This window comes from Brevundimonas sp. AVps4, from assembly GCF_058681525.1.
In genome coordinates, this window is the sequence record NZ_CM178741.1 from 2,063,872 (window position 1) to 2,082,089 (window position 18,218).

Annotated in this window: 13 protein-coding genes; 7 read left to right on the forward strand and 6 right to left on the reverse strand. The window is 66.7% G+C overall.

Annotated elements, in window-relative coordinates:
- The first annotated feature begins 35 nt into the window (after positions 1-35).
- Both ACW178_RS10220 and gor read left to right on the forward strand, forming a co-directional pair.
- Positions 36-368 carry a hypothetical protein gene (locus tag ACW178_RS10220; protein WP_287104082.1) on the forward strand — a complete coding sequence of 111 codons (333 nt, stop codon included), beginning with the start codon at positions 36-38 and terminating at the stop codon, positions 366-368.
- Between the two features lie 117 nt (positions 369-485).
- Positions 486-1,868 carry a glutathione-disulfide reductase gene (gene gor / locus ACW178_RS10225; RefSeq protein WP_287104081.1) on the forward strand — a complete coding sequence of 461 codons (1,383 nt, stop codon included), beginning with the start codon at positions 486-488 and terminating at the stop codon, positions 1,866-1,868.
- Positions 1,869-1,893: 25 nt separating this feature from the next.
- Here the strand turns inward: gor and ACW178_RS10230 are convergent, their stop codons facing one another.
- Entirely contained in the window at positions 1,894-3,483 is a 1,590-nt protein-coding gene (locus tag ACW178_RS10230; protein WP_287104080.1) for a carboxylesterase/lipase family protein, read from the reverse strand.
- A gap of 114 nt (positions 3,484-3,597) precedes the next feature.
- Here ACW178_RS10230 and ACW178_RS10235 point away from each other — a divergent pair, with 114 nt between their 5' ends.
- Together ACW178_RS10235 and ACW178_RS10240 are read left to right on the forward strand one after the other, a co-directional pair.
- Positions 3,598-5,106 (forward strand): sensor histidine kinase, encoded by a 1,509-nt coding sequence (locus ACW178_RS10235; RefSeq protein WP_492024525.1) that lies wholly within the window; start codon positions 3,598-3,600, stop codon positions 5,104-5,106.
- Positions 5,103-5,480: a response regulator gene (locus tag ACW178_RS10240; protein ID WP_492024526.1), complete on the forward strand. Its 378-nt coding sequence runs from the start codon at positions 5,103-5,105 to the stop codon at positions 5,478-5,480. The genes ACW178_RS10235 and ACW178_RS10240 overlap by 4 nt, the downstream gene beginning before the upstream one ends.
- 8 nt (positions 5,481-5,488) lie before the next feature.
- On the opposite strand, the gene ACW178_RS10245 is transcribed toward ACW178_RS10240, so the two are convergent.
- Genes ACW178_RS10245 through ACW178_RS10260 form a run of 4 tightly spaced genes read right to left on the reverse strand, consistent with a single transcriptional unit; the run spans position 5,489 to position 12,264 of the window.
- A complete protein-coding gene (locus tag ACW178_RS10245) occupies positions 5,489-8,893 on the reverse strand; it encodes a class I SAM-dependent DNA methyltransferase (protein WP_492024527.1) in 3,405 nt (1,134 codons plus the stop codon).
- A 55-nt stretch (positions 8,894-8,948) separates the two neighbouring features.
- Entirely contained in the window at positions 8,949-10,160 is a 1,212-nt protein-coding gene (gene hutI / locus ACW178_RS10250; RefSeq protein WP_191557831.1) for an imidazolonepropionase, read from the reverse strand.
- Complete coding sequence (gene hutC, locus ACW178_RS10255; RefSeq protein ID WP_191557832.1) at positions 10,157-10,891, reverse strand: histidine utilization transcriptional repressor HutC; 735 nt, start codon at positions 10,889-10,891, stop codon at positions 10,157-10,159. Before hutC ends, hutI begins: the two co-directional genes overlap by 4 nt.
- Positions 10,888-12,264, reverse strand: coding sequence for a formimidoylglutamate deiminase (locus ACW178_RS10260; RefSeq protein ID WP_191557833.1), 1,377 nt, complete (start codon positions 12,262-12,264; stop codon positions 10,888-10,890). The genes hutC and ACW178_RS10260 overlap by 4 nt, the downstream gene beginning before the upstream one ends.
- 74 nt (positions 12,265-12,338) lie before the next feature.
- On the opposite strand from ACW178_RS10260, the gene hutG reads away from it, so the two are divergent.
- Genes hutG through hutH form a run of 3 tightly spaced genes read left to right on the forward strand, consistent with a single transcriptional unit; the run spans position 12,339 to position 16,350 of the window.
- The gene (hutG, locus tag ACW178_RS10265; protein ID WP_191557834.1) at positions 12,339-13,160 is read left to right on the forward strand and encodes an N-formylglutamate deformylase; all 822 of its coding nucleotides are present in this window, start codon (positions 12,339-12,341) and stop codon (positions 13,158-13,160) included.
- Positions 13,157-14,818: a urocanate hydratase gene (gene hutU, locus ACW178_RS10270; RefSeq protein WP_191557835.1), complete on the forward strand. Its 1,662-nt coding sequence runs from the start codon at positions 13,157-13,159 to the stop codon at positions 14,816-14,818. The genes hutG and hutU overlap by 4 nt, the downstream gene beginning before the upstream one ends.
- Positions 14,819-14,820: 2 nt before the next feature.
- Positions 14,821-16,350, forward strand: a complete 1,530-nt coding sequence (gene hutH / locus ACW178_RS10275; RefSeq protein WP_287106524.1) for a histidine ammonia-lyase — start codon at positions 14,821-14,823, stop codon at positions 16,348-16,350.
- An 18-nt stretch (positions 16,351-16,368) separates the two neighbouring features.
- Here hutH and ACW178_RS10280 read toward each other — a convergent pair whose 3' ends face one another.
- A complete protein-coding gene (locus tag ACW178_RS10280) occupies positions 16,369-18,192 on the reverse strand; it encodes a PPC domain-containing protein (RefSeq protein ID WP_492024528.1) in 1,824 nt (607 codons plus the stop codon).
- Between the last annotated feature and the right edge of the window lie 26 nt (positions 18,193-18,218).

Genomic DNA, 18,218 nt, shown 5'->3' on the forward strand with positions numbered 1-18,218 from the left:
CCGCTATGCCTTTTCACCCGAAAAGGACGCGAACCATGCCGCACCAGAATACAGAGTCTCCGACCGCAACGGCGCAGAACGCCGTCAACGAGCCGCAAGTCCCGAACGATGAGGCGCGCGAGCAGCACGTCTCAACTCATCCCGAGGCGAAATCCTATGCCGCCGACGACTATCGCGACGCAGCGCTCGCCCCTCCGGCCGCTGGAGAAGTCACCGATTATGCGGACGACGGCGAAGCGCTGGACGAGCCCTTCCAGCAAGGCGGCGACAAGACCAATCGCCCGTATCGAACGGAAGTGATGAGCGAACAGGGACCGAAGACACGCGCAGCCAACGCCCGAATCGTAAAGGGGCGCCCCGCCGGCTGAAGGCGCAAGCCTTGCCGTGCCGAGCGCCCCCTCCTAATTCGAACCTCAGGCTGCGGCGTCTGCCGCCGAATTTAAATGAGTCCGGCTCTGTGCAGCGTCGGGACGCCGGAGCGCCAGATGGCTGAATATGACTACGACCTCTTCGTCATCGGCGCCGGCTCAGGAGGCGTGCGTGCAGCGCGGCTGACCGCCCTGGACGGAAAGCGGGTCGCTGTGGCCGAGGAATACCGGGTCGGCGGCACCTGCGTCATCCGGGGATGCGTGCCCAAGAAATTCATGGTCATGGCCTCCGAAGTCAGCCACGCCTTGGAGATCGCCGAGGGCTACGGCTGGTCGTTCGACCAGGCCCGGTTCGACTGGCCGACATTTCTCGAGGCCAAGGATGTCGAAATCGCGCGTCTTTCGGGCATCTACGCCGCCAATCTGGGCAAGGCCGGCGTGGAGCTGGTCCATGGTCGGGCGGTGTTGAAGGACGCCCATACGGTCGAAATCGTCGGAAAGGATCAGGTTTTCACCGCTGAAAAGATCCTGATCGCCACCGGCGGCCGCCCGTGGAAGCCGGACGGCTTGACCGGGATCGAGCACGCCATCACCTCGGAAGAGGCCTTCCACCTGCCCGAACTGCCCAAACGCATCCTGATTGCGGGCGGCGGCTATATTGCGGTGGAGTTTGCGGGAATCTTCGCCGGCCTGGGCGTCGAGACGACCCTGATCTATCGCGGGCCGAACATCCTGCGCGGTTTCGATGACGATGTGCGCGCCCATCTGGCCGGCGAGATCGAAAAGCGCGGCATCAAGGTGATCCTGGGCTGCCAGCATGAGAAGATCGAGAAGACGCCGACCGGACTGATCAACCACCTCGAAAACGGCATGAAGCTGGAAACGGACGTGGTCATGTTCGCCACCGGCCGGGTTCCGCATGTGAAGGGCTTGGGGCTGGACGCCGCCGGGGTCGAGTTGAACGAGGCCGGGGCGATCAAGGTGGACCGCTGGTCAAAGACGACGGCCGAGAACATCTGGGCCATCGGCGACGTCACCGACCGGATGAACCTGACTCCGGTGGCCATTCGCGAAGCGGTGGCCTTTCACCAGACTGTCTTCAGGAACAATCCTCAGCATTTCGACTATGAGGCCGTGGCGACGGCGGTGTTCAGCCAGCCGCCCGTCGGCGTGGTCGGCCTGTCGGAGGCCGAGGCGCGGCGGTCCTGTTCGGCCGGCGTCGATGTCTATGTCGCCCGCTTCCGGCCGATGAAATACGCCTTCACCGGCTCCGAGGAGCGGGTTCTGATGAAGCTGGTCGTCGACGCCGAAAGCCAGAGGGTGGTCGGCGTCCACATCGTCGGGCCGGACAGTCCGGAGATGATCCAGCTCGCCGCCATTGCCGTTAAGGCCGGCCTCACCAAGGCCCAATGGGATGCAACCTGCGCCGTCCACCCGACGATGGCGGAGGAGTTGGTGACGTTGAAAGAAAAGCAGTCCAGCAGCACCTCGGCGGGCTGAACCTTCCGCAACCCAGGCCGGGTCCTCAGTGTTGGTAGGGCCTGGCCATGTCTTCATCCGGCCGAGGCGCCCGAGAACCCCCGCGCGGGCGCTCACGGAACTGTTCGATCAGGTCCAGACGCCCCGCGTCCGGGGTCGAAACGGCGACGGGGCCGTCGTTCCGGATCAGCAGCAGCGTCGGATTGCCTCTTCCGGCCGCCATCGGCCAGTCGGGCCGGCCTACCCCGTTCGGGTCGCCGGAGCGGGCGAAGCTGGTCCAATAGCCCATCATGGCCTGGGATGCGGCCTCATCGACCGGCCGCACCGGATAGGGCAGAAGCGATAGCGTTCCGAAGACATAGGGTCGCTCGATGGCATGGGTGGCGCCGCCGTGCGGTTCGGGATTGTCCGGCGAGGAAATGTCGAACCGATAGAGATAGGCGGGTCGTCCCGCGGCGGCGTGCAGCCGCGCCAGCAGCCGTGCGGGTTCGGAGAATACGGCGTCGGTGATGAAACCGCGGTCAAACCCGGCCTCTCCGCCATAGGCCTGGATGATCTGGGCACGTTCCAGCCAGGTCATGTCGTCGTCGATCATGCCGTAGCCGTTGCGGTCGGTGGGCTTCATCCACCAGAATTCGGCGCTGTTGGTCCCGATGATCAAGGGCGCCGGCGACTGCCGCCCGGCGCGGAAGGCCGCCTCGACGGTCGAAGGCACGATCCTGCCGTCGATCAGGGTCAGGTCGCCGTTGGCGAAGACCGGCGCAGGCGTCAGCAGCAGTTCGACCGGCGCCGACCGCAGATCGGCCGCCGTCATCAGATTATGGCCGTGCGCCCAAACCTCGCCCCTCTCGCGGGCGGACGGCAGGTCAAAGGCGCCGCGTCGGTCCAGGGGCGTTTGCAACTCACGCCCGAGTCCGGACTGAACGACGGCCCGGGCGAACAGATCACGCGCCGGAGGCGAGATCATCAGGCGGGTCACCATGGCGCCGCCGGCGGATTCCCCGAATATGGTGACGTTGTCGGGGTCGCCGCCGAAGACGGCGATATTGGCCTTTACCCATTTCAGGGCGGCGATCACGTCCATGACGCCATAGTTGCCCGCCGGCTCATCGGCCGGCCGTTCGGCCGCCAGGGCGGGGTGGTCAAAGAAGCCCAGCCGTCCGAGGCGATAGTTGAGCGTGACCACCACCATGCCCTGACGCGCCAGGTGCGACCCGTCATAGAGCGCGGCCGTGCCCGAGCCGTTCACCAGTCCGCCGCCATGGATCCACACCATCACCGGCGCCGGCGCGGACGTATCGAGGGGGCGCCAGACGTTCAGGTTCAGGCAGTCCTCGCTCATCGGCAGGGGGCCGACGCCGGGGTCGCCCTGCGGCGTGGCCTGAATGCAGATGGGGCCATAGGTGGAAGCGTCGCGACGGCCTTCCCATCGCGGGGCCGTCCCGGGCGGCCGCCACCGCATCTCTGCGACCGGCGGGGCGGCGTAGGGAATGTTCTTGAAGGCGGCGATGTCGCCGTCCGCCACCCCCGTCAGCTCGCCCTGGTCGATCCGGATCAGAGGCGGATCGTCGGCGGGCCGGTCTGTGGGTTGAGCGATCATCAGGGAGAGGGTGGCCAAGGCGCTGGCGATTGTCATGTCCCGTCCTTAGCAAATTCCCTCGACGGGCCAATGACGATCCGAAAATGATTTGTGCTGGCGTGAACCTTTTCGTCAGGTGGGCGTTTAGGCCCGGTTCGACTGGGGCGTGGCTTGACTGAACTTCTGACACAGGGCGCGTCGATCGCCGATTTGGCGACCGCGTTTGCGGCTTCGCCCAATCCCTATCTGTTGCTCACCCCGGATTTGCGGATCTTCGACGTCAATCAGGCCTATCTGGACGTCACCCGTTCGCATAGGCCCGATCTCCTGGGTCGGCCGCTGTTTCAGGCTTTCGATTCCGGACCGGGGCAGGAGGCGCCCGAAAACGTCCGGCAGGTCAGGGCCTCACTTGAAAAGGCGCGCGACACCCGACAGCGCGACCATCTGGCCCTCGTCCGCTATTCGCTCCCACGACGCCTGGATGATCGCCGGGAGGTGTTCGAGGAGCGGATCTGGAGCGCCACCCATACGCCGCTGCTCAACGCCGAGGGCGAGGTCGTCCTTCTGCTTCAGCACACGATGGATATCACGGACCTGTTCCCGGCCGCCCCGCGCGACGAACCGACCACGGCCCTCGATGCCATCGTCGGCGGTTCCGTTCTGCGGCGCGCTCAGTCGGTGCAGGAGGACAACCGTCGCCTGGAGAAGGAACGCAATCGCCTGGTCGAGATGTTCATGCAGGCGCCGGGCTTCGTCGCCATTCTGTCGGGCCCGGACCACTGTTTTCAGATGTACAACGCCGCCTATGGGCAGTTGATCGGCCACCGCGACATCGCCGGCAAGCCGATCCGAGAGGCGCTGCCTGAGCTGGCCGGCCAAGGCTATTACGAGTTTCTCGATTCCGTCTTCGCTACAGGCGAAGCCTATGAGGGGCGCGAAAGCCTGGCGCAACTTCAGCGGCGGCCGGGAGCGCCGCTGGAAAACCACTATCTCGACTTCATCTATCAGCCCATTCGCGACGAGGCCGGCCAGGTGGTCGGCATCTTCGTACAGGGTCACGACGTGACCGAGAACGTCCTGGCCGCCCGCCGTCAGAAGTCGATGATCGACGAACTGAACCACAGGGTGAAGAACACCCTGGCGACGGTCCAGTCCATCGCGATCCAGACGGCGCGGTCCCACCGCGACCCCTCCACCTTCGCCCAGGCCTTCCAGGCGCGAATCCTGGCACTCTCCCACACCCATGATCTTCTGACGCGGACCCATTGGGAGGGCGCCGATCTGCGCGCCATTCTGGAGCACGAGACCGAGGCGTTCGGTCCGACGCGCTTCCACCTGAACGGTCCAGCCGTCGCCCTGGCGCCGGCTACAGCCCTGTCTCTGGGCATGATCTTCCATGAGCTGGCGACGAACGCCGGCAAATACGGCGCCCTGTCCACGCCCGACGGACGGGTTCTGGTCGATTGGGGCCTGGCGGATCAGACTGCGCCGAAACTAAAGCTGACCTGGCGAGAGTTGGACGGGCCGAAAGTTACGCCACCGGACACAAGAGGCTTTGGTAGCCGATTGATTGAACGAAACATTCGTCACGATCTGGCGGGTGAGATCGATCTGGTTTACGGCAAAGACGGATTGATTGCGGAACTCATGGTTCCCCTCGACAGGACACCCGCCCTATGAACCAGCCGCTGAGTGGACGCCGTGTCTTGGTTGTGGAGGACGAGTCCCTCGTCGCCATGTTGCTCGAGACCATTCTGGAGGACATGGAGTGCGTGCCCATCGGTCCCGCGTCCAATATCGACGAGGGCGAGACCCTGGCCCGCGACACGGTCGAGCTGGACGCAGCCCTGTTGGACGTCAATGTCGCCGGCCGGCAGGTCTTTCCCGTAGCGGAGGCCCTGAAATCCCGCGGCGTGCCCTTCGTCTTCTCGACCGGCCATGGCGAAGGCGGTCTGCCGGACGAATGGCGCGGGTCGCCGACCATCCAGAAGCCCTTCACAGAGGCGGCGGTGCGCGACGCCTTGCTGAAGGCTATGGGCGTGGCCGAGGTCTGATTCGGGTTTCAAGCTCGATGGGGGGCGAACCAGCCTGTCTCCGAATGTTGAACCGCCCCTGAAACGGCCAAGACCGCCAGCGTATGTTCGATCGTGCGGGTCTTACGCCGTCCGCCGCCTTCAAACGCCGCCGCCAGATGCTCAGGCTGCATGGGGACGCCGGCGCGTCTCAGACGGAACAGCAGGGCTGAGGCCAAGGGGCCCGGCTCCTCCGGAAGCTGCGGCCGGCTGGGCGGCGATACCAGGACCGCCTCGGTCTGGACGGGCTGGGGCGCGATGATCCGTACCTTGCCGCTCTGATAGGCGGGACGGACGAAGCGCACCCGTCCCTGCGCCTCCTCCTCCGCCCTTCTCCGATTCAGCTGCGTCAATCCCGACATGATCGTCGCCTCATCCGCATCGGCCGGCCAGCCGTAGGCCTTGGTCACCCGCTCATCCAGCCGGCGATGAAGATGATCGAGGATGCCGATGCGGCCGCGGTCATGTCTGTCCCGTTCGGACGTCTCGAGGGGACGGGTCTCGGCCGCGCGGGCCATCGCGTTATAAAGCGCCGTCATGGTCAGGTCGGGATTCTCAGCCAGGACGCGCGCCCGCGTCTGGTCCAACTCCTCCCCCAGGGCCGCCAGTTCAGCCGCCTGGGCCGGGTCCAGTTCGGGAAAGGGAAAGCGGTCGAAACAGACGCCTTTCACATAGACGGCCTCGCGCTGATACTCCCCGATCCTTCCACCGTTCGCGGCGAACCAGGCCCTATGGACGCGGGACGACAGCACCGCCAGCACGGCCGGATCGTCACTGGCGATGACGACGAGCTTGTTGTCGGGCAGGACGTCCTTGTTCAGAAAGCTGAACCAGCGGTGTTTGGCGGTCTCGACAGTCACAATATAGCGATCAAGACCCGTCAGGGCCGCGCGAAGCTCGCGGCGCGGCTCGCCGAAGAGCCACCAGCTGTCCCTGTAGGCGGCGCGGTTGTTGCGCTCCCGTTCGGGCTTCACCGTCTCAAGCAGATGCTGATAAATCAGAGGATGGCGCCGCCGCACGTCGGCCTCGTCCCATCCGAACAGGTCGATCACCTCAAGATTGCGACTGCGATCAGCCAGGTCGCGACCATTCCGATAGGCGCGGATCGGCGACGGCGCTCCGACCTCTGAACCGGCCAGCAGGGCGCGTCCCTGCTCCGGCGTCACCAGGAATCCGGCGCCCATCAGCTGGACGCCGCGATAGGCCAGGTGCGCATTGGACCTCAGATCGACCGCCCGGCCCAGCCCCTGGTCGATCATCAGGTCCGCGCCGATGACCCCTCGTCTTTCCTGAAAGGTCAGACGGGGAAGATCGGTGTCGAGGTCGGCCTCGTCGGTCACGCCCAGCCACCGGCCCTGGCCGTCCGCCTCCCCCCTTTCCGCCACCGACATGGCGATGCGGACGTCGGCGCGGCCGACGCCGACGACCCACGGATGGTCGGGGATGGCGAATACCAGGCGAACCGCCGGGCGGCGGCTGAGATGGTGCGCGATGACACGGCGCGAAAAGGTCTGGGTGACGGAATTGGTGGTGATGAAGCCGAAGCGGCGCAGGATTGAGCCCGGCCGGGTCAGAATCTCGGCCGCGCGATCCCACCAGACGGTGACCAGATCGGCGGAGCGAAACCGACCGCCGCGCACCTGGTCCAAGGCGGCCACATAGCCGTCGCCGAAGGCCGCACGCAGATCCTTGCCGCCCATGAACGGCGGATTGCCGATGATGAAATGCGCCTCCGGCCAGGGCGTCGGCCGTGGATCGACATAGTGTTCGACCGCACGATCCCCGCCCGTTTCGCCCAGCCCCCCAGCGATCCGCGAACAACTGACCAGGGCGTCGACATGCACGACCCGGCGGAAATCCTTCAAAATCGGTTCAGAAGGGGCGGCGTCGCCGAACAGGCGGAAATGCCATTGCAGATGGCCGATCCACATCACCATCTCGGCGATCCAGGCGGCGTAGGCGTTCTTTTCCAGCCCATGGAATTGTTCGGGACTGACGACATGGCCGTCCAGACCCAGGCGGCCCTGCTCCTCCCCCATTTCCGCCAGAACACCCAGAACCTCTCCCTCAAGCGCCTTCATCATATGCATGGCGACATAGAGAAAGTTCCCCGTCCCGCAGGCCGGATCCAGCACCCGCACCCGGCAAAGCTGATCATGAAAGGTGCGGATCATCCGCCTTGCGCCCTGGACGTCGCCTTCGAGATAGAGCCCCAGGGCCTGGGCCTCGACCGCCTCCCAGTCCGCTCTCAGGGGCTCCATGATGGTCGGCTCGATCAGGCGTTCGACATAGGCCCTGGGGGTGTAGTGCGCCCCCAGTTCCGCGCGCTCTTGCGGATCCAGGGCCTGTTCCAAAAGGGCGCCGAAGATGGCCGGCTCGACCAGGGCCCAGTCGCACCGGGCCGCCGCGATCAGGGCCTCAAGCTCCTCTTCCGTGATCGGCAAGGGGACGGCGGAGCGGAACAGGCCGCCGTTGAAGCGGCGAAGACGCTGCTGAATCGCCAGACAATGCCCGCCCTGGTCCATAAGGCCGAAGAAGACCCGCGCCCCTTCGTGGAACCGATCCGCCTTGCCCCGATAGGCTTCGAGAAACCGCAGAAATCCCCGCTCCTCGATCAGGCCGACGCTGTCGGCGAACATGGCGAAGATGCACTGCATCACGAAGAGCGCGGTCTGGTTGGCGCGCGCCGCCCGCTGAACCCGGTCCTCGCCCGCCGTCGATCGTCTCTGGCCGATCGAGCGCACCAGCCAGGCCAGACGCCGGGCGATGTCCGTCGTCGCCTCGGCGACCGCAGCGGCGGGGTCCAAGGACAGGGGGTCGAGCCAGATCCGGCGCAGCCGCTCACGGACCTCGGGCGCGCGAAGATGCTCCAGCTCGATGCGGTAAGTGGCGCGATCCGGGTAAGGGATATAGGCCTTCCCCTGACGATCGAAATCCGACCAGACCTCGATGCACCGGCCCACGTCGACGATGATCAGAAAGGGCGGCCATTCATCCAGCGCCTTGGCGTAGTTCTCAGCCTGGCGCTTCGCCGCGCGCATCAGGCGATCCACCGCCTCGGGCGAAGGCGCGCGGGGCCCGGCGCTGGGTTTGAGGAAAAGCGACAGTTGGACCGCCGGATCAAGGGGGCCGCCGTTGCGCCGCTTCGACGACTGTTTGGCTTCCAGCACGAAACAGCCGCGCTTGGCGCAGTCGATCCAGCCCTGGGTGGCGCGGCCGTCGTCATGCCGGAAGCGGACCGGCCGCTCGAAACAATAGTCCAGGTCGCCGGTTCGCTCGTCGTCGGGCGCCGGGACGCCGATCAGACGGCAAAGCTGAATGATGAAGGTCTGATAATGCGACCGTTCCCCGATCGGGGCCTGGGCCCAATGCGCGATAAAGGCGTCGACATCCACAGATTGCTCCCCGGCTATGGAAGCAACCTATAGTTAAATCTCGCCCGCCTGCAACCTAAGAGCGCACGCCGTCCAGCCAACGGGCGTGCAGCACAGGCTTGCCCAGCCAATAGGCCAGTTCTGCGGGATTTTGGATGTCCCAGGCGGCCAGATCGGCTCTGAGACCAACCTCCAAACGCCCCAGGTCGGCGCCGAGACCCAGGGCGTGGGCCGCCTCTCGCGTCGCCCCCGCCAAGGCCTCTTGGGGAGTCAGTCGAAACTGAACGCAGGCCAGAGTCATCGCCGCCGTCATGGAGGCGAGCGGAGAGGTTCCCGGGTTGCAATCAGTGGCCACCGCCATTCGCACGCCGTGCCGCCGCAAGGCGTCGATCGGCGGAAGCTGGGTCTCGCGCAGCATCAGAAAGGCGCCCGGCAGCAGCACCGCGACGACCCCCGCCTGGGCCATGGCCGCCACGCCGGCCTGCGTCGCATATTCGATATGATCGGCGGACAGGGCGCCGTAACGCGCCGCCAAGGCCGCCCCGCCGCTGTCGGACAACTGGTCCGCATGCAGTTTGACCGGCAGACCCAGCCCTCTCGCCTTGTCGAACAGGCGCGACACCTGATCGGGGGAAAAGGCGATCGGCTCGCAATAGGCGTCCACCGCATCGACCAGTCCCTCGGCGCAGGCGGCAGGCAGTATGTTTTCGACGGCCTCATCGACATAGGCTTCGGGGTTCGCGCGATGCTCCGGCGGCGGGGCGTGCAGACCCAGATAGGTGGTGCGAACCCGCACCCCGCCTTCTCGACCGATGCGGCGGGCGACGCGCAGCATCTTCAACTCGCTGTCTCGGTCCAGACCATAGCCGGACTTGATCTCGACGGTGGTGACCCCCGTCGCCTTCAGCCCCTCCAGCCGTTCCATGGCCGAGGCGAACAGTTCGGCTTCCGACGCCGCGCGCGTGGCCCGGACCGAAGACAGAATCCCTCCGCCGGCCCGGGCGATCGCCTCATAGGTCGCGCCGCCCAGCCTCTGTTCGAACTCGGCCGATCGATCGCCGCCGAAGATCAGATGGGTATGGCAGTCGATCAGACCGGGCGTGATCCATCGCCCGTCGAGCCGCTCCGTCCTGCGGGCCGAAACGGTCGGAAGGTCCGCCCGAGGTCCGATCCAGACGATGCGTCCGTCCGCCGCCGCCACAGCGGCGTCCTCGATCACCCCATAGCCCCCCTCGCCTTCGGACAGGGTTGCGGCGTGGCAGTCGGTCAGAAGCAGGTCGATCTTCATCGTCTCGGCTCCCCGGCGCGTCCACCGGAACGGGCGGAGGAAAAAAGCGCGACCAGATCATAGCGGTCGCCTGGAAAGACCTGGCGCACCTGGGTCACGCCCAAACCGTCGCGCCAGGTCCGTCGTTCCACGCAAAGGCAGGCGGCGCCCCTCTTGATCTGCAGGAGGCGCGCCGATTGGGCGTCCGCCCCCATCGCCCCGATGCGATTTTCAGCCTCGGTCCAGGGTTCTGATTCCAGGAGCCAGCTTCCTGGCGAAACCCGTTTAAAATCGACGGCGATCGCCTGGGGCGCGGCCTTCAGTCCGATCAGTCGCCGCTCAAGGGCCAGGGGAATGGAATCGGCGCTGTGCAGACAGGTCAGGTCCAAAAGGCGCGCCCCGGCCGCAAGCTCCGCTTCGGCGGCGTCGGCCGGCCCGCGCTCGATCTGCGTCAGAAGACGATAGCCGTAGACCTGTCCCCGCTCCGTCACCTCGGCCTTGAGATCGGGGATGGCCAGAAAGGCGGCGTGGGCCTTGGGCTGGGCCACAAAGGTGCCCGCCCGGCGTCGGCGCACCACCAAGCCTCGGGCCGCCAGTTCCGACAGGGCTTTGGACACGGTCGCCCGCGAACAGCCGTAGTCCTGCATGAGCTCATGTTCGAACGGCAGGCGCCGCCCCGGCGCCAGGGCGCCCGAAAGGATGCGATCCTCCAGATCGGAATAGATGCGGCGATGCAGCGGCCCGGCGCTCACGCCAGCACCGCCTTCAAGGCCTGGCGATAGCGCGCCTCAATGGCGTCGCGCGCGACATGGCGCCCCTGCCGGACCACCAGCCGTCCCGCGCGCCAGACCGAGGCGACGCCCCCTCTGGGCGCCCCGAAAATCCAGCTGTCCAGCACCGCGTCTCCGAACCGGCCCTCGAAACTGATGTGGCCGCCGTCAAGGGCGACGATGTCCGCTGCGGCGTCCAGGCTCAACCCGCCGGACACGCCGGTCGCCTGAGCGCCCCCGGCCAGGGCCTGATCAAACAGAAACCGTCCGGTCGAACGATCGGGGTCAGCCATGACGGCCCGGCCTCTGAGGGCCAGCCGCTGGCTGTATTCCAGCATCCGCAGTTCGTCAGCCAGGCCGATCTGCACATTGGAATCCGTGCCCACGCCGAAACGGCCGTCGGCGTGATGATAGGCTGCCGCCGGGAAGATTCCGTCGCCCAGATTGGCCTCTGTGATCGGACACAGGCCGACCATGCTCCCGCGCGCGGCGACTCCCCGCCATTCGGTCTCCGCCACATGGGTGGCGTGGATCAGGCACCAGCGTGGATCGACCGGAGCGTTGGCCAACAGCCATTCCACGGGGCGCGCCCCGGACCAGGCCAGACAGTCCTCAACCTCCTTGGTCTGTTCCGCCACATGTATATGGATCGGCCCCTGTCCGGCCATGGCAAGCAGCGCCTGCAACTGTTCCGGCGTGACGGCGCGCAGGCTGTGAGGCGCCACCCCCACCCTGGCGTCCGCCAGGTCGGCGGTCAGGGCGCGGCAATCGGCGACAAGAGCCGCATAGCCGTCGAGGTCGGTGATGAACCGTCTCTGACCTTCGGCCGGCGCCAGGCCGCCGAAGCCGGAATGGGCGTAGAAGACCGGCAGCAGGGCCAGGCCGATGCCCGTCGCCTCGGCCGCCGCCGCGATCCGGGTCGCAATCTCCGCCCGGTCGGCGTAAGGCGCGCCGGTCGGGTCGTTGTGGAGGTAGTGGAACTCCGCCACCCGGGTGAAGCCGCCCTCCAGCATTTCGGCGAAGGCCAGGGCCGTGATGGCCTCGATCTCGTCAGGCCCGCCTCGATCCAGAAACCGGTACATCAGACGCCGCCACGTCCAGAAGTCGTCATCGGTCGGCCCCCGCGCCTCGGTCAAACCGGCCATGGCGCGCTGAAAGGCGTGGCTGTGCAGATTGGCGACGCCCGGCAGGGCCACGCCGCCGCCCTGGTCTTGCGGCGACCGTAAGACATCCGCTTCCAGCGTAGAGATGCGTCCCGCCCGGATCCCGACCCTCACGCCGCGCGCCCAGCCTTGGGGCAGCAGGGCCGCCTCGAACCAGAGCGACAGATCGACGGGCGCGGGCTCGGGCGTCACTGGACAGGTCCATCGGGTTGCGATCAATATGTCTAGACATACCACGACGATCCGATTTGGCGAGGGAGGCTGAGATGACGTTCGACTGGCTGACCGTGCACGAGGGCGCCGCCCCCCTGATCATCGGCCTGCCCCACACGGGAACGACCATTCCTGAAGCGATCGAGGCGCGGATGAACTCGCCCTGGCTGGCGCGCAAGGACGCCGACTGGTGGGTGGATCGGCTTTACGACTTCGCCCGGGACATGGGCGCCACCACGGTTCGCACCGCCCTGTCGCGCAGTGTGATCGACGTGAACCGCGACCCGTCCGGCGCATCCCTCTATCCCGGCCAAATCACGACCGGCCTCTGTCCGCTCGAAACCTTCGACGGCGAGCCTCTTTACCGGCCCGGCCAGGCACCCGACGCTGCCGAGATCGAGGAAAGGCGGGCGGCCTGGTTCGATCCCTATCATGCGGCGCTTCAGGCCCAGATCGACCGGTTGCAGGCGAAGGGCCCCCTGGTCGTCTATGACGCCCACTCGATCCGATCGGTGGCGCCCCGGCTGTTCGCCGGCGAACTGCCCCAGTTCAACATAGGCGACAATGACGGCGCCACCTGTGCGCCGCGGCTGACCCAGGCGGTCGAGGCCGCCTGCGCCGTCAGCGGGGACAGTCTGGTCGTCAATGGGCGGTTCAAGGGCGGCTGGACCACGCGCCGCTACGGCCGCCCCCAAGCCGGCGTGCACGCCATCCAGATGGAGCTGGCGGACCGAGGCTATATGCGCGAACCGGCCGAGGCTCTGACGCCCGAAAACTGGCCCAGTCCCTATGAGCCGGAGCGGGCCGAGACGATGCGCCGTCATCTGCGCCGCGTCCTGAACGCCTGCATCACCTTCGCCGAGAGCCGGACATGAAGACCAATATGCGCGTGATCCGCAGCCCGCGCGGTCCCGAAAGGACCGCCAAGACCTGGGCCGCCGAGGCCGCAATCCGGATGTTGATGAACAATCTCGACGCGGAAGTCGCTGAACGACCGCAGGATTTGGTGGTTTATGGCGGGATCGGCAAGGCGGCGCGGGATTGGCCGGCCTTCGACCGGATCGTCCAAACCCTGACCGATCTGGCCCCCGATGAGACGCTTCTGGTCCAGTCGGGCAAGCCGGTGGGCGTGTTCCGCACCCATGCGGATGCGCCACGCGTGCTGATCGCCAACTCCAACCTCGTGCCGAAGTGGGCGACCTGGGATCATTTCTCAGAACTCGACCGTAAAGGGCTTATGATGTATGGACAAATGACCGCTGGGTCATGGATCTACATCGGCACCCAGGGCATTGTTCAGGGCACCTATGAGACCTTCATGGAGGCCGGCCGCCAGCATTACGGCGGCGACTGGTCGGGGCGATGGATACTGACGGCGGGCCTGGGCGGAATGGGCGGGGCGCAGCCGCTGGCGGCCACAATGGCGGGAGCCTCCTGTCTGGCCGTCGAATGCCAGCGCAGCCGGATCGAGATGCGGCTGAAGACCCGCTATCTCGACGTCATGTCGGAAAGCCTGGACGAGGCGCTCGACCTGATCGAGCAGGCCAAGATCAGCAAAAAACCTATCTCGGTCGGCCTGTTGGGCAATGCGGCGGACCTTCTGCCTGAACTTGTCAAGCGCGGGGTGAAGCCCGATCTGGTGACGGATCAGACCAGCGCCCACGATCTGGTGAACGGCTATCTGCCCTCCGGCTGGTCTGTGGCGGAATGGGAGGACCGTCGCCAGTCCGATCCCGGCGCCGTTTCTTCAGCCGCCGCCGCCTCCATCGCCCGCCATGTCCAGGCCATGCTTGATTTTCAGGCGTCCGGCGCGCCAGTGGTCGATTACGGCAACAACATCCGCCAGGTCGCCCTGGATCAGGGCGTGGCGCGCGCGTTCGATTTCCCCGGCTTCGTACCCGCCTATATCCGCCCCCTGTTCTGTCGGGGGGTGGGGCCGTTCCGCTGGGCGGCCCTGACCGGCGATCCGGAGGACATCCGCAAGACCGATGCGGCGATGAAACGGCTGTTTCCCGACAATGCGGGCCTGCATCGCTGGCTGGACATGGCGCAGGAAAGGATTGCCTTTCAGGGCCTTCCGGCCCGAATCTGCTGGATCGGACTAGGCGATCGTCATCGCGCGGGGCTGATGTTTAACGACATGGTCGCCTCGGGCGAGTTGTCGGGGCCGATCGTGATCGGGCGGGATCATCTGGATTCCGGCTCCGTCGCCAGTCCTAATCGCGAGACCGAGGCGATGGCGGACGGGTCCGACGCCGTATCGGACTGGCCCCTGCTGAACGCCCTTCTGAACACGGCCTCCGGCGCCAGCTGGGTGTCGCTGCATCACGGCGGCGGGGTCGGCATGGGCTATTCGCAGCATTCCGGCGTGGTCATCGTCGCCGACGGCACGCCGGAGGCGGCCCGCCGGCTTGAGCGGGTCCTGTGGAACGACCCCGCGACAGGCGTCATGCGCCATGCGGACGCCGGTTACGAGATCGCCCGTGCGGCGGCGCGGGCCCACGGTCTGAATCTTCCCAGCCTCGAGGCTTGATCATGACAGAACTGATCATCGGCGCTGCGCGCCTGACCTTGCCCCAGTTGCGCGCCGTCCTGGAGGGGCCGGTGACGGTAGCCCTGACGCCCCAGGCTTGGTCCGACGTCGGGCGCGGCGCCGAGACGGTGGCCGCCATCGTCGCTGAAGGGCGAACGGTCTATGGGATCAACACCGGCTTCGGTCTCCTGGCCAACACCTCCATCGCGCCTCAAGATCTTGAGACCCTGCAACGCAATCTGGTGCTGAGCCATGCCTGCGGCGTCGGCCCTCTCCTGCCCGACCCAGTGACGCGGCTGATGATGGTGCTGAAGATCGCCAGCCTGGCCCGCGGCGCCTCGGGCGTTCGCCGCCAGACGCTGGAGGCCCTTATCGCCCTGGTCGAGGCGGACATCCTGCCCTGTGTCCCATCCAAGGGATCGGTGGGCGCCTCGGGCGACCTTGCGCCCCTCGCACATATGAGCAGCGTCCTGATCGGCGTCGGCGAGGCTCGTCAGGGCGGCGCGGTTCTGGACGCCCAGGCGGCCCTTGCCAAGATCGGGGTGGAGCCGCTGGTTCTGGGGCCGAAGGAAGGCCTGGCGCTTCTGAACGGCACCCAATGCTCGACCGCCCTGGCCTTGGCGGGTCTGTTCGCCGCAGAGGCGGTGTTCGCCGCAGGGATCGCGGCCGGCGCCCTGTCCGTCGACGCCCTGAAGGGGTCAGACGCCCCGTTCGATCCACGAATCCACGCCCTGCGCGGCCAGCCGGGCCAGATCGCCGTCGCGGGCCGACTGAGAGCGCTGATGCAGGGCTCGGCCATACGCGACAGCCATAGAGACGACTGCGCCAAGGTTCAGGATCCCTACTCCCTGCGTTGCCAGCCCCAGATCATGGGCGCCGTGCTTGACGTCCTGACGACCGCGGCCGACGCGCTGGAACGCGAGGCCAATGCAGTGACCGACAACCCTCTGGTCTTCATCGATGACGGGGATGTGATTTCAGGCGGCAACTTCCACGCTGAACCCGTTGCTTTTGCAGCCGATCAGATCGCCATGACCCTGTGCGAGATCGGTAATATCTCCGAGCGGCGAACGGCCATTCTGGTCGATCCGAAGATGAGCGAACTGCCCGCCTTCCTGGTTCGTGAAAGCGGGCTGAACTCCGGCTTCATGATCGCCCAGGTGACGGCTGCGGCCTTGGTGGCCGAGAACCGGATGATGGCCCACCCGTGCAGCGTCGACACCGTGCCGACCAGCGCCAACCAGGAAGACCACGTCAGCATGGCGACCCATGGCGCGCGACGCCTGCTGGACATGGCGGAGAACGCCGCCACTGTGGTCGCGATCGAACTGCTGGCGGCTGCCCAGGGGTTGGAGTTCCACCGTCCCCTGACCAGTTCCCAGGACTTGGAACGGGTCTACGCGCTCGTCCGCGAAGCCGCCGCCCCCTACGCCAGCGACCACTATTTCGCCCCCGACATCGCTCGCGCGACCGACGGGGTTCGGGCGGGGCGGTACCGACCCTTCGCCCTCGACCTGCTGCCCTCCGCCTGAGACGCAGCCAGCCCCTGATCAGGGCTGGCGTTCCACCGCCAGCGCATAGGCGCCGGTCTCATTGGGGGCCAGCGCCTGGGCGCGCACGACGTACCAGCCGTCTTCCGGCGCGGTCCATTCCAGCTTGGCGTGGGTGTCCGACAGCCCGTCATCGTCCGTCGCCAGACTGGTGAAGGCTTCGCCCCCTTCGCCCAGATCCAGGAAGGCGTCAAAGGCGTTCGAGACCAGGGTGATGCGCAGCTTCTCGTCCTTCTTGGCTTGGAAACGATAGGCGTCGTAATAGGCGCCCTCTTCGGTCATGGCGTCGGTGGAACTCAGGGTTCCGCGCGCCGTGGCGCCGACCAGGATGCTGCCGGGCTCCGGCTCGGGGCCGCGCTCGGTCAGTTCGAGGGCGTAGAGCCCGTCCTCTTCCGCCGACAGGGGCATGACCCGGATGATGTAGTCGCCGGTCTCCGGCAGGGTGAAGTTCAGCCGCGAATCCGTGCCCTGGGCCAGGCCGTCGTCGTCGCTGGCCAAGGCGGTGAAATCGCCGTCGGCGGCGCCGACCTCCAGATAGGCGTCGAAGTCGCCGGATCGAAGTATCGCCTGAATACGCTGCCCCTCCGCGCCGGAGAAGGCGTAGGCGTGATAGTGTTTGCCCTCATCCGACTGGGGATCTTCGGTCTTGATCTCGCCTTCGACCGTTTCGCCGAACTGGATCGACGTCGGCGGCGGCGGGGGCGCGACCTCGCTGACGGTCAGGGTGAATCGTCCCTCCCCGTCGCCGCTGAAGGCCCGCGCCTCGACCACATAGTCTCCCGCCGCATCGAGGGTCGCCGTCAGGCGCGAATTCGTGCCCACGCCTGCGCCGTCGTCGTCCTGGGCGATCACACTGTCATCAGCACCGTTTCGCAGGACCAGATAGGTGTCGAAATCCTTTGACGACAGTTCGATAGCGACCCGCTGACCCGCCTCAGCGCTGAAGCGATACAGCTGGGCGCGTTGACCGTCGTCATTGGCCCCCGTGTCGGCGTTCAATTCGCCCTCCACCTTATCTCCGATCGCGAGGGGTTTCGCCGGTGGGGCCTCAGGGGCGGGCGCGAGTCCGATCGTGTAGGCGCCGGTTCCGTCCTGCACGGCGGTGGCGCGGATCACATAGTCCCCCGCCGTCGGCGCCGTGAAGACGAGGCGGGAGTTCAGCCCCTGATCGGGGCCGTCGTCATTGTGAGCCAGTTCGACGAAGTCGCCGCCCGCCATTCGCCCGACCCGCACCAGGGGATCGAAGTCGTCGGAGTTCAGGGTGATGATGACTCTCTGGCCCTGTTCCGCCCGGAAACCGTAGGCGTCATAGGAGCCGCCGTCCTCCAGCTGGGGGTCGCGATCGGTCAGTTCGCCGGCCTCCTCGGCGCCCAGTCGAATTCGCGCGGGCCGGGGCGCTCGGGCCGGGGCGGGCCGTTCGCGCAGCGACAGGCTGTAGCCCCCGCCGTCCGTCCCCGACAGGGTCCGCGCCCGCAGCACATAGGTTCCGTCCTCTTCGGGCGTAAAGCGCAGCCGCGCGTCCGTGCCCGCACCCAGACCGTCGTCGTCTTCCGCCAAGGCCTCGTCCGATCCTTCGGCGTAAAGTGCCAAATAGGCGTCGAAGGAGTCGGATCTCAGCACCGCCTCCAGCCGCTGGCCCGCGCGCGCGGCGAATCGATAGTCGTCATAGACATAGTCGCCGTCGGCGTCCCGGGCGTCGCCGTCCGCCAGGGCGCCGTCAATGGTCGCGCCGATCCTCAGGCTCGCGGCCTCCTGCGCCAGGGCGGGCGAGACGCTCCAGATCAGGGCCAGGGCGCCGGCGGCGGCGAGAAGCGAGGGCTTCATGAAGAACACTCCAAGAGTTTGCGCCC